The 12,648-nt window shown below is 38.6% G+C and carries 19 protein-coding genes; 3 read left to right on the top strand and 16 right to left on the bottom strand.

Annotation, left to right across the window (positions count from 1 at the left end; all coding sequences use genetic code 11):
* Positions 1-22: 22 nt before the first annotated feature.
* The 10 genes from BVI01S_RS04685 to BVI01S_RS04725 form a co-directional block, all read right to left on the bottom strand.
* Positions 23-223 carry a DUF3951 domain-containing protein gene (locus tag BVI01S_RS04685; RefSeq protein WP_061809435.1) on the bottom strand — a complete coding sequence of 67 codons (201 nt, stop codon included), beginning with the start codon at positions 221-223 and terminating at the stop codon, positions 23-25.
* Between the two features lie 14 nt (positions 224-237).
* Positions 238-582: a hypothetical protein gene (locus tag BVI01S_RS04690; RefSeq protein WP_061809436.1), complete on the bottom strand. Its 345-nt coding sequence runs from the start codon at positions 580-582 to the stop codon at positions 238-240.
* A 118-nt stretch (positions 583-700) separates the two neighbouring features.
* The gene (locus BVI01S_RS23075; protein WP_280512980.1) at positions 701-835 is read right to left on the bottom strand and encodes a hypothetical protein; all 135 of its coding nucleotides are present in this window, start codon (positions 833-835) and stop codon (positions 701-703) included.
* Positions 836-848: 13 nt separating this feature from the next.
* Positions 849-1,739, bottom strand: coding sequence for a hypothetical protein (locus tag BVI01S_RS04695; protein ID WP_061809437.1), 891 nt, complete (start codon positions 1,737-1,739; stop codon positions 849-851).
* A gap of 18 nt (positions 1,740-1,757) precedes the next feature.
* Positions 1,758-2,411, bottom strand: coding sequence for a DUF3108 domain-containing protein (locus BVI01S_RS04700; protein WP_061809438.1), 654 nt, complete (start codon positions 2,409-2,411; stop codon positions 1,758-1,760).
* Between the two features lie 15 nt (positions 2,412-2,426).
* On the bottom strand, positions 2,427-2,864 hold the full coding sequence (locus BVI01S_RS04705; RefSeq protein ID WP_061809439.1) for a VOC family protein: 438 nt from the start codon (positions 2,862-2,864) through the stop codon (positions 2,427-2,429).
* Between the two features lie 52 nt (positions 2,865-2,916).
* Positions 2,917-3,333: an NUDIX hydrolase gene (locus tag BVI01S_RS04710; protein ID WP_061809440.1), complete on the bottom strand. Its 417-nt coding sequence runs from the start codon at positions 3,331-3,333 to the stop codon at positions 2,917-2,919.
* Positions 3,334-3,434: 101 nt separating this feature from the next.
* Positions 3,435-4,424 carry an aminoglycoside phosphotransferase family protein gene (locus BVI01S_RS04715; RefSeq protein ID WP_061809441.1) on the bottom strand — a complete coding sequence of 330 codons (990 nt, stop codon included), beginning with the start codon at positions 4,422-4,424 and terminating at the stop codon, positions 3,435-3,437.
* Between the two features lie 51 nt (positions 4,425-4,475).
* Positions 4,476-4,970: an AAA family ATPase gene (locus tag BVI01S_RS04720; protein ID WP_061809442.1), complete on the bottom strand. Its 495-nt coding sequence runs from the start codon at positions 4,968-4,970 to the stop codon at positions 4,476-4,478.
* Positions 4,971-5,031: 61 nt separating this feature from the next.
* The gene (locus BVI01S_RS04725) at positions 5,032-5,412 is read right to left on the bottom strand and encodes a hypothetical protein (RefSeq protein WP_156477300.1); all 381 of its coding nucleotides are present in this window, start codon (positions 5,410-5,412) and stop codon (positions 5,032-5,034) included.
* A 213-nt stretch (positions 5,413-5,625) separates the two neighbouring features.
* On the opposite strand from BVI01S_RS04725, the gene BVI01S_RS04730 reads away from it, so the two are divergent.
* On the top strand, positions 5,626-6,195 hold the full coding sequence (locus BVI01S_RS04730; protein WP_061809444.1) for a dienelactone hydrolase family protein: 570 nt from the start codon (positions 5,626-5,628) through the stop codon (positions 6,193-6,195).
* A gap of 102 nt (positions 6,196-6,297) precedes the next feature.
* On the opposite strand, the gene BVI01S_RS04735 is transcribed toward BVI01S_RS04730, so the two are convergent.
* The 4 genes from BVI01S_RS04735 to BVI01S_RS04750 form a co-directional block, all read right to left on the bottom strand.
* Positions 6,298-6,582: a hypothetical protein gene (locus tag BVI01S_RS04735; RefSeq protein WP_061809445.1), complete on the bottom strand. Its 285-nt coding sequence runs from the start codon at positions 6,580-6,582 to the stop codon at positions 6,298-6,300.
* A gap of 157 nt (positions 6,583-6,739) precedes the next feature.
* Positions 6,740-7,207, bottom strand: a complete 468-nt coding sequence (locus BVI01S_RS04740) for a GNAT family N-acetyltransferase (protein WP_061809446.1) — start codon at positions 7,205-7,207, stop codon at positions 6,740-6,742.
* Positions 7,208-7,351: 144 nt separating this feature from the next.
* Entirely contained in the window at positions 7,352-8,146 is a 795-nt protein-coding gene (locus BVI01S_RS04745; protein ID WP_061809447.1) for an aminoglycoside adenylyltransferase domain-containing protein, read from the bottom strand.
* 108 nt (positions 8,147-8,254) lie between these two features.
* Positions 8,255-8,542, bottom strand: a complete 288-nt coding sequence (locus BVI01S_RS04750) for a GNAT family N-acetyltransferase (RefSeq protein ID WP_061809448.1) — start codon at positions 8,540-8,542, stop codon at positions 8,255-8,257.
* Positions 8,543-8,782: 240 nt separating this feature from the next.
* Between BVI01S_RS04750 and istA the strand changes: the two genes are divergently transcribed.
* Complete coding sequence (gene istA, locus BVI01S_RS04755; protein ID WP_061809449.1) at positions 8,783-10,282, top strand: IS21 family transposase; 1,500 nt, start codon at positions 8,783-8,785, stop codon at positions 10,280-10,282.
* On the top strand, positions 10,282-11,001 hold the full coding sequence (gene istB, locus BVI01S_RS04760; RefSeq protein ID WP_061809450.1) for an IS21-like element helper ATPase IstB: 720 nt from the start codon (positions 10,282-10,284) through the stop codon (positions 10,999-11,001). The genes istA and istB overlap by 1 nt, the downstream gene beginning before the upstream one ends.
* A 38-nt stretch (positions 11,002-11,039) precedes the next feature.
* Here the strand turns inward: istB and BVI01S_RS04765 are convergent, their stop codons facing one another.
* Both BVI01S_RS04765 and BVI01S_RS04770 read right to left on the bottom strand, forming a co-directional pair.
* Entirely contained in the window at positions 11,040-11,441 is a 402-nt protein-coding gene (locus BVI01S_RS04765; RefSeq protein ID WP_061809451.1) for a hypothetical protein, read from the bottom strand.
* Between the two features lie 179 nt (positions 11,442-11,620).
* Complete coding sequence (locus tag BVI01S_RS04770) at positions 11,621-12,610, bottom strand: S66 family peptidase (protein ID WP_061809452.1); 990 nt, start codon at positions 12,608-12,610, stop codon at positions 11,621-11,623.
* Positions 12,611-12,648: the final 38 nt, after the last annotated feature.

Genomic DNA, 12,648 nt, shown 5'->3' on the forward strand with positions numbered 1-12,648 from the left:
AAAATTCCAGATTATTCATCTCTTAGTCCATCCTTTTGCCATCAGTCTCTTCCTCAGGATCTCTCACTTTCCCGTCCAGGATATCGTCCAAGGGAGTGTATTGATTGTTGGGGAGTTTCTTTTTTCGAATGGCTCTAATGATAATAAACGCCGGTATAGCAAGATAAACAACAAATGCAAGTCCCATTGATACAATTTCTTGAATGCGATTAATGAATTCCATCTACCCTTCACCCCTTAAAGAATGAGAACATGAACCGCTCCCACCATATGCATATACAATCCTGTGAGAGATAGAACGGTCCCCAGGAGAAATGTCCACGGGTTGTCCTCTGTTTCTTTATCAAAGGTCCAGATTGTAAAGAAGGCTACCGTCAAAGTGATGATTGGGAAAATGACATATTGGGGTCCGAATGCGAAGGATATCCCGCCAAAAATCAGGACAAATATGCCATAGGGATTGGCATTCTTGATACGATCAATGTATTCTTTTTCAGCAGTCGAGAAACCTTCATCATCATAGGAGTAAAATACTTGCTTCAATCGATTAAGGAGATTGACGATCTTTTTAAATACTTCCATTCTCACCTTCACTTCCTTCCTAACCGTTGGAATCCAAGAAGATTTATATAAATTTAATTATGAACTTTCTTTCTACCATCAAGCTTTCTTGAACTGAAAAAACACAACAGACCAACAGCTAAAAAAGAAGAAACAGAATGATGACATACTCGGGCATAATGATCGTCCAATAAAGGAGATACGCACTTATGGCAAACAGAAACCAGCTGATGATCAGTAAAAAACTTGAGGTCAGTTCTATGAATGTAGTCATGAATCCCTCCTCCCTATGAACATTTCCGAAATATCTTCATATGATAGTGACCCCAATCTTCTTTAAGATCATCAAAATGCACAATACTCCAAGCATTAAAAAAGGTCTGGCCACGTTTGTTAAAGAAGAAATGTCCGTCTATGCAGTAAGAGGCGTGCTGAATGATCCCGTCTGAATTCTCCCATGTAAGCACATCACCTGCTCTACTACCTTCAGAAGAGATTAAGTGATAATCCTCATTTTCCAAGCTTTGAAGAAACGTTTGAGGATGGACCCATTCATGTATGATCCATTCCTGTTTAGTGATAGCGAAGAGTGTGGCCGATAAACAATTACTACCTGCTGTGGATGGGAAGGTGTTCGCAAACTTAATTAAGTGTGAAGGCGTTTTGGTCGGAACATCATAGCAAGTCCATTCCTCCCATTCTTGGGCAATATCTGTTATGAGTTCTTCTTTACTAGTATAAGAGAGGTCTTCCCACATCGCTTTATGAAGGACTAGATACTTCTCTCCATTCACTTCAACAACATTGTTACCAATGGATGATGTGTCTACAGAGAAGTCAGAGATCGGATGAATCAATCCCCTGTTCACTTCCACTTGAATCTGAAAGAGTTCGTTTATCTTCTCAGCTGGTAGATGATTCATCCAGCCTGGAGGTGTCACCAGTACATACTTAACTTCCGTTGATAGATTCCAATATTCATAGCTGTTTGCAAGTTGAACCTGTTTATAAGTGGAATGGTTTTTGAACTCTTCGTGGGGCACCACTAAGATATTACTTAGATATTCTTTAAAACTGGCAAGGTTGGTCTCTGGGAGGAAAAAGAGGTCTTTATCTGGTACATATGCCTTTATCCATTCTTTTAATATGTCTTGTGTTGGCTGGAGCTTTCTTTTCATTTTTATTCACCTCTGTCGTCATTCTCTGCGGAATTCCAATATAAGTCCATCTCCAATCTGAGAAGACTGTTTCAGCAGCTCCTTGTTGACTGGATCAATCCAATAGTATTGAAGGATCTCTCCAAAATACGTTTTCACCTTCCAAGCATCAACAAATTCGTCAAACCCTCTTTTGATATGCTCTGCCTCGACTACTTGAATGTGAATATCAACTTCTGACTCAAGAGTAGCATTGAAACCATTCATTTGCAGGGAGAAACCAGACCTCAAAGGAAGCACACGCAATATAAGCTCCACAGAAAATGTGTCAACATAGTATCCATTTAGCTTGATGGTTTTTTCACTATCTTTAATCTTAATATGTACTCCTTCATCACCATATTCGGCTTTCACATGTGGACTACCATTTAAGTAATCGGTAAATGAAATAGGTTTACACGTTGCCTTTTCAATTACAGTGATACCTTTCCGATTGCCTATAATGTCAGAATTCAATGTTTGCACTCTCTCAATTGCTTCCCGGCCGTTGATACGAACAAACCTTATCTTCTCTGTCGTGGAACCAACCTTCGTTTCTTTTCCGTTTTCAATAAGATATATGTCTTTCTCATCTTCAGTCTCAACTAGTGCCTCTGCACTTATTTTCATCGATTGTGCTATACTCTTTTCCATTTCTACATCCCTCTATTATTTGATTTCCTCCGCCAGCTCTAAAATAATCCCCTCCGGACCACGTACGTAGCACAGTCTATAACGTTCTTCATATTGCTGGATCTCACTAAAGGTTTCCGTACCCTTTCTTTTCAGATGGGCAACCATGGTTTTAAGATCCTCAACAGCAAAGCAAATATGCCGGATACCTAATGTGTTGGGGAAGGTTTGCTGAATACCTTTTTCATCTGACGGTGTAAGATACTTGACGAGCTCTAACCATGTGAGACCGTCCGGTAATCCCATTCCTACGCATGACGTTTTCACACCTTTCATGCCGACGACCGTGTCCAGCAGCTCTCCATCCATCTCCCATTCGGCTTTAACCTCAAGTCCTAAATCAACAAAGAACTCTTTAGCCTTTGAAAGGTCGTTTACGTTGATACTGATATGATCCATTCTGTTGATTTTCATGTTAGTCCTCCTATGTTCTTATGCATTGCTAACAATTAACATACAAATGATCTTATAGCATCTTGTCCGCCAGTTTAATATTCTCCTTTAGATATACAGGTAGTTCCGGAAGGGCAAGAATTTCTAAGGTCGTCATCCAAATGACATCATCAACTTCTTCAGTACTTTTAGCGAAAGGTTCTCCAGTTTTGTGATGACACAGAAAAACGATATCAATTACATGGATCCCTGAGTCAGTATCAAAGGAAGAACTATTTACATATTTAAGCCCTGTAACCTCGCAACCTACTTCCTCAAAAATCTCTCGGATCAAAGTTCTTTCTAGAATATCTGATGAAACTCCTTCAACTTCACATTTCCCGCCTACGAGTGAAAGAGTGCCTCCAGCGTGTTCCTCCTTTTCACTTCTAAGAATTAATAGCCACTTTCCATCTCGGTGAATAGCACCTTCTACATTGACTACAAACACAAAATAATCCTCCTAAAAACAAATTCAATTTTTATCTATCCTGCGATTATGGCAATAGCCGGATCAATTAGCTGTTCTTCAGTGATTGCCCCCGTTAGATATTACAAAATACTCGATGATAAACCTTTAGATAGTAAGTATTCTTCCGCTTCTTTGATTCTTGTTCCGTTATGTTTTACAAACAATTCATAACGTCGCTTTAACCACTCAAAAGACCTGTCACGAATATGCGAGTCATCTGCACCTTGTATTAGGGGCACCACTTTAGTAAATGAGTCAAAACTTGATAAAGCTTCAAAGCACTCCAAATGTTCAACTTTCTTATTATTGATGCTCTGATAAGCATCTAGTATTATTTCTTTGAAACACACTCCATACCACGAATATCCGAATGTAAGGCTGTTCGCTATATCGAAACGAGGATCTCCTATAAAAGCTTTTTCCCAATCTAAAATATATAATTTATTTTCATTGGTTAGGATGGTATTCCCAAAGTGATAATCTCCGTGATTTAAGGCTTCAGTAAATGCAACATCCCTAAACTGCTTCGATATGTTTTGAAGGGAATTTACGTAAATAGAGTTTTCAAACTTTGAGACTCTATTTTTTAAACTTTCTATATAAAAGTGGATATCCTTTTTTTGTCGGAAATCGATATCATTATGAACCTCTTCAGTGCAAATGGAATGAATTTGTGCAAGGGTTGCACCAAATTTCCCAAACGCTAATTCCTTATCTGCTGAATCGGATGTGATATATCTGTCCAGAGTATCCCCTTCAACGAATTCCATCAGCATTATTCCCTTTTCAATATCTACAAAATAGACAGTTGGAGTACTGATAAAGGAATTTACAGAATTACTCCTAAGAAGTTTTAATTCTTTAGTAAGCTTCAGAATTTCGCTAAATTCTTTTAGGACAACATCCTCACTAAATACCCCCTCATCATGGGAATAAGTAAGGTGAAACATTGCAATGTTATTATTAAACCCATCATTATTTGTTTGTAAATTCTTTATCTCTATTTCTGTGCCTTTTCTTTTATTTTTCTTAATCAGTTGTTCTACTGTTTTATGTACTGCTACATTCAAATTTTCTGCCCCCAGCTTGGACCTATTCCATACTCATTCCTTGTATCTCAGCTAATTCCCTTCGCTTTTACGGACGATCTCATCGACTATATATTCTATTGGTTCAGTTGCATCAATGATTATTCCGTTTTTCGGAATGTCTTCTTTCGACTCGTGCAAACGAACGATGAGCTCCCGTTCCACCTTCTTACCGCCAAATTCATTTTCCGGTCTAGCGTCCAGTCGTATGTTCAATGTTTCTGTATCGATTTCAAGAACAAACACACCATCAAATAGATGAATAAATTTCGAGAAGTTACGAGAACCACCGCAGAAAAATGTTACTGGCTCACTCTTGTTATCGACCAAAGCTTTTACTTTATCTACATCCCAAATGTGGTTTTCATGTGAGGCAGTATTGGTCTTTTCACCCGTTTCAGGATTGCCCTGATAAGCCAATTCCCGGTCACCATGAATGGCTTGATACCCCCGCCGCTGCAATTCATTGCAGACGGTAGTTTTACCGGTGCAAGAAACCCCTTCAATTAGATAATTCTTAACGCCCAATTTAAAGCCTCCTTTCACAAATATATTCTCCAGGTTTGGTAGGCGCCTTCAATAGAACAACTTATGTAGTTGTTAACCCTAATAAATGATCTGAAAACAAAATAAACTCTTCCAGATAAATAGGTGAATTCGGTGATGCTAAAGGTGTCAGCTTCACATCCGTTAAGTAAATACAAGCAGTAGAATTTACGATTGTTTTGTCAGTAATGTCTATTTCTGGACTAAGCTCGTATTCTTGCAGAGCACGCCCCAGAATAGGCTCCTCTTCTACATTTTCTGCTAGTTGCATCTGAAAATCAGCCTCGATGGTTGCAGATTGAGTAAGAAAGATCATCTTCTTTTCTGGGTATTTATCTTTTAGTTCCTCAAATTTAATTTGTAATTCTACGATCGTCAGTTTTTTAAAGTCTACCGCCTCTACTAATTCTTTACCTTTCATCATTGCGCCTCCTAATATTCTTGTTCGGCATATCTGCGTTTAAAATAGTCGCAACACCCAATCCCAATTATTTCAAATGACGCTGATAAAACGCAAGAAAAATTTAACAATTCTTTTCGAAACTAGACCTTATGTAAGAAGTTAAGGTTCTGGCAGGGTAAACGGTATTTATGTCGAAATTTATACATAAGACGTATTTAAATGGGGGAGAAAATGATGGCTGAAGTTTTGTTGTACCACCATGTTTTAGGGAAAACAAAAGGGATTGAAGCATTCGCCGATCAATTGAGAGATGCGGGGCATATTGTACATGTGCCGGATTTATTTGATGGCCAAATATTTTCCTCACTGGAGGAAGGCTTGGGATTTGTGAAGGAAATCGGATTTGGAGAAGTGACTGCGCGTGGCATTCGGGCAGCTGACGACCTTTCTCAAGACGTCGTCTATGCTGGATTTTCACTAGGTGTCCCGGCAGCACAGCAGCTCGCTCAAACACGCGAAGGCGCAAAAGGAGCACTGTTTTTCCATGCATGCCTCCCGACCTCCGAGTTTGAATCTCCATGGCCAGCCGACTTGCCGGTGCAAATACATGCCATGAATGAAGATCCTTTCTTCGTTGAAGACGGCGACATCGATGCAGCACGTGAACTTGTGAAGTCTGCAAATCACGCTGAGCTTTTTCTGTATGAGGGCAAGGAACACCTCTTTACTGACAGCAGTATACCTACATACGATGCCGATGCGACGAAGTTAGTGATCAAGCGGGTTCTTGAGTTTCTCGCATAGTCATCAGGAAGCATGGGGGAAGCATGGGGACGGTTCCTGTGCTTCCTTTTGATTATAAGGAAGCAGCAAGCCATTCCAAGGTGGAATGTTCAACTAATCATTTCAAGATGATGACTTGATCAGCGATATTAACTTATTTCTTTTTCCCTCATCATTATTTATTTTTACAACAATATTTTCCTGAAGTAAGTATTCTCGTACTGCTTCATTATGAAATATCCGTTCATAATACATACCATTATCGCTAAGCTCCTTGAACCACCCCTCTTTTTTTAACTTCCGTATATTCTTTTGAAATCTTATATCGTCTAAGTCTAATCCCCCCATAAATAGTAAGACTAAGATTACACTTCCAATAGTCCCTAAAATAATCTTAACTATTCTCATTTTAATCGCCTCTTAATCATTATTATTTAAAACTTTTATTCATCCACCTTCATTGTTAGCTAGGGAAGCATAGGGACGGTTCTTGTGCTTCCTTTTCGTTAAAAAGGAAGCAACAAAAAGTCATCTTCAGCCCTCTCCCCAGTTACATTAAGAAGAGTTAATAACATGTATATTCCATCTTCAGAAACTCAAATGTGCTACCATTTGTATTTTGCATAAAAGTCTCTACATCCTTAAATCCAACTTTTCTGTACAGTTTTATCGCCCTCTGATTAAAGGTTGCTACTGATAATGTGATTTTTTCAGAATTAAATTCTGATTGTACATAGTTCATACATGCCTTTAAAAACTCGACCCCAGCGCCTTTTCCAGTTAAATCGGGTCTCATCCCTAATCCAATATCAAAAATTCCTTCAGCTATTCTTCTGACACTGAAGAAGGCAACCAGTTCCTTATCTTTGGTAACAGCAAACGTTGTATCTCCTCGTTCTTCCGGGTTTAAAAATTCTTCTAAATCTTCTTCATCCGCTTCCATATCGTAAAATGAATAATCACCATCGTAATGCCAATTAAATGCAATATTTTCTGCTTGTTCTTGTGTCATAACATTAAATTGATAAGTCATAAAGCCTCCTGTTAAATAAGAAAATTATTGTTCTGTATGCTTTCAGAATCGGTATCTCAATTCCAACTTGTTGTATTCTTATATAACTAACGTCCCTGATTGTTGAATAAGGTGAGTAAAGTGACAATTAGCTAATCTTAAGGCTTATCTTAAAATGATCTGCACATTAGTAGCAACATAATCTCTAAACCTTAATAGTTCATCATTCTCAAATTGACAATCATCTATTTCACTTGAGTAACAACTAATTATTTTATTGACGGTGCTGCTTAATTCTTTCGGCAAGTTCGCTAACCCCCAACGTCCAGCTTCTTCCTTTGAAGAGATGACTCCCTCTTTTACATACCAGAACACTCTAATCATATTTAGCGTGCAATAAACGGGGTCTTCTTGAATGCGATCTAGACATTCTTGAAAATCACCGACTATTGACGATAGATAATCTGAACGCGGAACTACGGGGAAGACTTCAGCAATAGGTTTGCCTGTCACACAAATCCCCCTTTTATGTAAAATAGTAATATGGGCTGCTAAATCCGGATCAGTGCTACTACTTCCAGTTAAAAATTTGTGTGTATTCCTTCCCAAATCATGTTCATACCGCTCTCTCCAGAACTCACTATAATGGAAACCAAATGGACAAGGGTGCTGCCAATCTTTTAATTGTTCCTTATTAATAAAACTGATTTCGACTGGATATGGGGAATTGGAGCAATTCAAAAAGAATTTAGCCAACTTCCTTTTCGTTTCAACTGTAATCGTTTTTTTCGTGACGACCAATAAATCTATATCGCTTTTGTCTGGATTAAATCCACCCATTGCCAAGGAACCGTGAATATACAAACCAGCAAGGTCATCGTTTAATATAGTAGTAAGTTCTTCTTGTATACTTGCAATAATATTTTCAATTTCAGCTGAGAACGACTGCATTAAGCCCATTTACTATTCTCCTTTTTTCGTTAACCTACCCATTACATGCCAATACTTGATTGAAGCTCATAATATGTATTTGTCCCCGCTACATTAAGAACTACTCAACACTATGTTTCAATTCTTCCTTTTAAACACTTTATTCCGTTCTATCACCGTACAACCATTATTCTTGAATGTCTTAAGCATCGGGAGGTTGTTGTGACCAGTAGAGCCAATGTAATAAGAAGCGTTAAAGTCTTTCTTTAAGATTTCTAGCGATTGCTGGTGGAGAAGTTTGCTTTTCCCTTTACCTCTTTCACTTGGAAGGATCCCGAAATAAAAAATCCTTCCCTCTTCTAACGTTCCGGGTTCTATATGAGGCATCGTGACTCCGATTGGGGCTTCATTTTCATAAGCAATCATACAAGACTTCTTATAGTTGGGGCCTAGTTCCACTTCTACGCTTCGCATCTGTTCATCGATATTTAATGAAGATGGTGAATTAAGTGTTTATGGCAATCTATTAATGTAGGGTTTGGCATTTTCTTTATGCCTTGCCCCGCGCGGGGCAAGGCATAAAGAAAATGCCACTTGCTAACCTCCCCAAATAACTTTAAACTCCTCGTTGGACCAACAACGTTTAACAGGAGGATTATTTAGGAGATGTTAGAAGTGACACAAATCAATTATATCAGACACGAAGCTAATCAAAAAGGTGATAGCTACGCTAGTATCGCTAAAAGAATGGGAATCGATCCACGAACTGTAAAAAAGTATGCAAACCAAGAAGAGTTTAAGCATAAGCAGGTACAGAAGCGTAAAGCTCCTGTGATGGAACACGTTAAACCTATTATTGATAAGTGGATTAAAGAAGATTTAAAAAAGAAAAAGAAGTTTCATAGAACGGCGAAACGAATGTTTACTCAATTAGTGAAGTTTCATAGTTTCAAGGGGTCCTATCGGACTGTCAGGGATTATGTTTCTAAACGAAAGAAAGAATTGCACGATTACATTGAAGAAGCAGCCTTACCACTGGAGTCTCTTCCAGGAACAGCGCAGGTGGATTTTGGAACAGCGCCTTTTAGCTACCAATCTAAGGTTATCGAGTTACCCTACTTAGTAATGTCTTTTCCCTATAGCAATACCTTCTATTTTCAAGTGTTTCCTTCTGAAAACACCGAATGCTTATTAGAAGGTCTACAACGAATCTTTAAATACATGGGAGGCGTGCCTCGAACCATACGTTTTGACAACCTTTCTCCAGCAGTGAAAAAGATATTAGCTAAAGGAGAACGAGAACTTACAGATACCTTCGAACGCTTTGTCATGCATTTAGGTTTTCAATACGAGTTTTGTAACCCGAGAAAAGGAAATGAAAAAGGTCATGTAGAGTCAATGGTAAAGTACGTCCGAAATAACTTTTTATTACCAGAGTGCACGATCTTAGACCTTGATCAATTCAATGCCACTCTATGGGAAATGGCAGAAGAAGACAGGGATAGGCCACATTATAAAAAGAAAGTAAATCTACAGCATCTGTTTGAAGAAGAACAACAAGAGTGGCTCATACTTCCTGAAAAAGATTTTGAATGTGCAATTCACCAAGAATTGAAGTCGGATAAATATGGGATGGTCAATTACGATTCAAAGGTATACTCCACCTCTCCGAGGTATGCCAGACAAGTGGTGAAAGTACAAGTTACTTACAATACTGTTGCCATCCTAAATGATCAGAACGAAGTTATAGTGAAACACTCCCGACTATACGGAATCAAAAGGCAATCAATGATTTGGCAGCCTTATCTTGACTTACTATCCAGGCGACCAAGAGCCATTAAGTACACAAGCATCTATGAACAATTCCCACCTGAGTGGACAGAATACTTAAGGCGTTGTACAGAAGACGAGCAAAAAGAAGTACTGAAATTGTTGGGAGGTCTGTTGAAAAATGATGACTTTACCCTTCTACAAGAAGCTCTAGTGAACGCTTCGCGAAAAGGCCACCCGAGTGCAGACCAGATTAAGCATTGTTTTTATAGTTTGCTTAACCAAGACCATCAACACCAAGCTATAAAGGTGCAGTCTCCGGTTCCTGATATGCCAGACATTCAGCGAGGATTATCTCATTATGATGCATTCTTCCAGCCAGAGGGTGAAGCATGATGAGGAAGGAGATTGAAGAGTACGCAAAGCGATTAAAACTCAGCTGGATCAGGGAGAATTATCATGAGGTCGAAGAAAAGGATCCACAAAAATATTTATTGAGTTTGTTTGAGAAGGAAGTGCAGAATCGAGAAGAACGAAAGATAAACCTATTACTGAGCCAAGCCCAATTGCCTAAAACTGGAGAGCAAGCTTATCAGTGGCAGCATATCCAAATCCCCCAAGGGATTGACCGTGAGACCGTTTTGAAGGGTAACTTCATACAGGAGAGAGAAAATTTAATCTTGTACGGAGGAGTGGGGACAGGGAAAACATACTTGGCAACATTGATAAGCTTAAATGCCATACATACATTTGGCAGTAAAGTAAGATTCTATACAGTGGCAGCGTTAGTAAACAAACTGATAGATGCCAACCAAAATGGCACTTTGACAAAGATAATGAAGCAGATTGAGAAGCTCGACTTACTAGTTCTTGATGAGCTGGGATATATCCCCTTGAATAAAGAAGGGGCGGAACTCTTATTTCAAGTCATTTCAATGTGTTATGAAAACAAAAGTATCATTATCACAACTAATCTTCAATTCGGTCAATGGAATCACGTATTCGGGGATCCCATCCTTACTGAAGCAGTCATTGACCGGCTGATTCATCATTCCCACCTATTACTGTTTACCGGTGATAGTTTTAGATATAAAGAGTCATTACAAAACCGATAATCTGGAGGAGCAAGTGGCATGCATAATTAAATGCCATTTCATACATTTTTTACTTGCCAAATACAATTAAGTGATCCTTCCATCGATGCTTCCCAGACCTTTTTAAACTCAGCTGTTGAAAGGTCGTGTAAATCCTTTAATTTGAAGCCGCCTTGCATGTTGGATGATTGATTAAGTGCTTTGTGAACAGTAACGTTTTCGTCATGTAACATAAACTCATATTCTTTCAAAAGGGAGACTACCTCTTTGCTACATTGACTATCCACAAGGATATTTACGTTTTTACAAGTTTTAACAGAGGACTTCCTCATTAAATATGGGAGGAGTTGGATTAGTTCTTGGTCTGTCAGATTTTTTGTATTTTCAACCGTTACAAAGTTTTCTCCTTTTATCATTTTTATTCTTGCCATTAAATCCGAGCTGAAAGCTTTTTTCATCATCTTCGCGTCACCCCTTCCCATTAACCTGTACTTTCATCTTTATACCAATTATTTCAAATCCAAGCATCTTACTCAAGAAAATTTTTCAATAAAAAAGGAGCTCATCCTTATTCAGGATAAGTCCTCCGATGATAACTTGAATTCCAGATAACGAATTAAAGTTTATGAATCGAGATAATCTAGAGCCACGCTTCAATACAATGGACTGACTTTGTCTTTGTATCTACTTTCACTTTCCTTCCTATAGCCAAAGGGTGCATGGGATGAGTATGGCATGTATCAAACTCAGCTAAAATAGGAATCTCTTTGTCGTCTAGTTGTTCCATAAGAATATCGATTGGCTTCTTGCCCGTTCCTAAATCATCATATCCCTCATGTTTCCCCAAAATGATTCCTGACACCTTTTCAAAGATTCCGTGCAGTTTTAACATAGCAAAGTTCTTTTCCACTATCGACGCATCTTTCGCACAATCCTCTATCAGCAAGACATCCCCCTTTTTTATAGGAGGGAAATAGTCCGTACCAATAAAACCATACATCGTATTTACATTTCCACCTATTAATCTGCCTTCCGCGACACCGGTGTTTCTTGTTATCCATTCATTTCGGAATAGAGTTTTTTCTTTTGTTTTGTCTAACCAATTTACAGGTTCATCAGACCAATATGTAGGCATGGGAACTTCATAAGGAAGACTGCTTTCTGTCATAAAGTAGTTAACAAAGTATTGGTACGTATCATTCACTAATGGTTCAAATTCACCAAAGGAAGGAATGAGTGCGGGACCATAATAAGTAGTGATATTTGTCTTATGATAAAGAGCAAGAAGGATAGCCGTTGCATCTGAGTAACCTACTACGATCTTCGGATTTCTTATCAACGCTTCGTAATCTATGTAATGTAAAAGGCTATTAGAGTTGGTACCGCCTATCGTGGACATCACCATTTTGATTTCTGGATCTCGCAATAACTCATTTAATTCATTTGCGCGCTCTTTAGGGGTACCTGAGCGATATCCTTCAGTCTTCCCTGTCAAATTCCCTTCGACTATACATAAACCTTTACTCTCCAGGAAAGATTTTGCCCGTTCATATCGTTTTCTTGCTGTAACTGTTGCCGGTGATGATGGAGTGAAGATCCCCACTTTGTCACCTGGATTTAATTTATTCATGGAAGCCACCGTCCTTTATTGTTCAAACAACCTGTATA

Origin of the sequence: Rossellomorea vietnamensis NBRC 101237 (assembly GCF_001591825.1) — a bacterium.
GTDB classification, from domain to species: domain Bacteria; phylum Bacillota; class Bacilli; order Bacillales; family Bacillaceae_B; genus Rossellomorea; species Rossellomorea vietnamensis.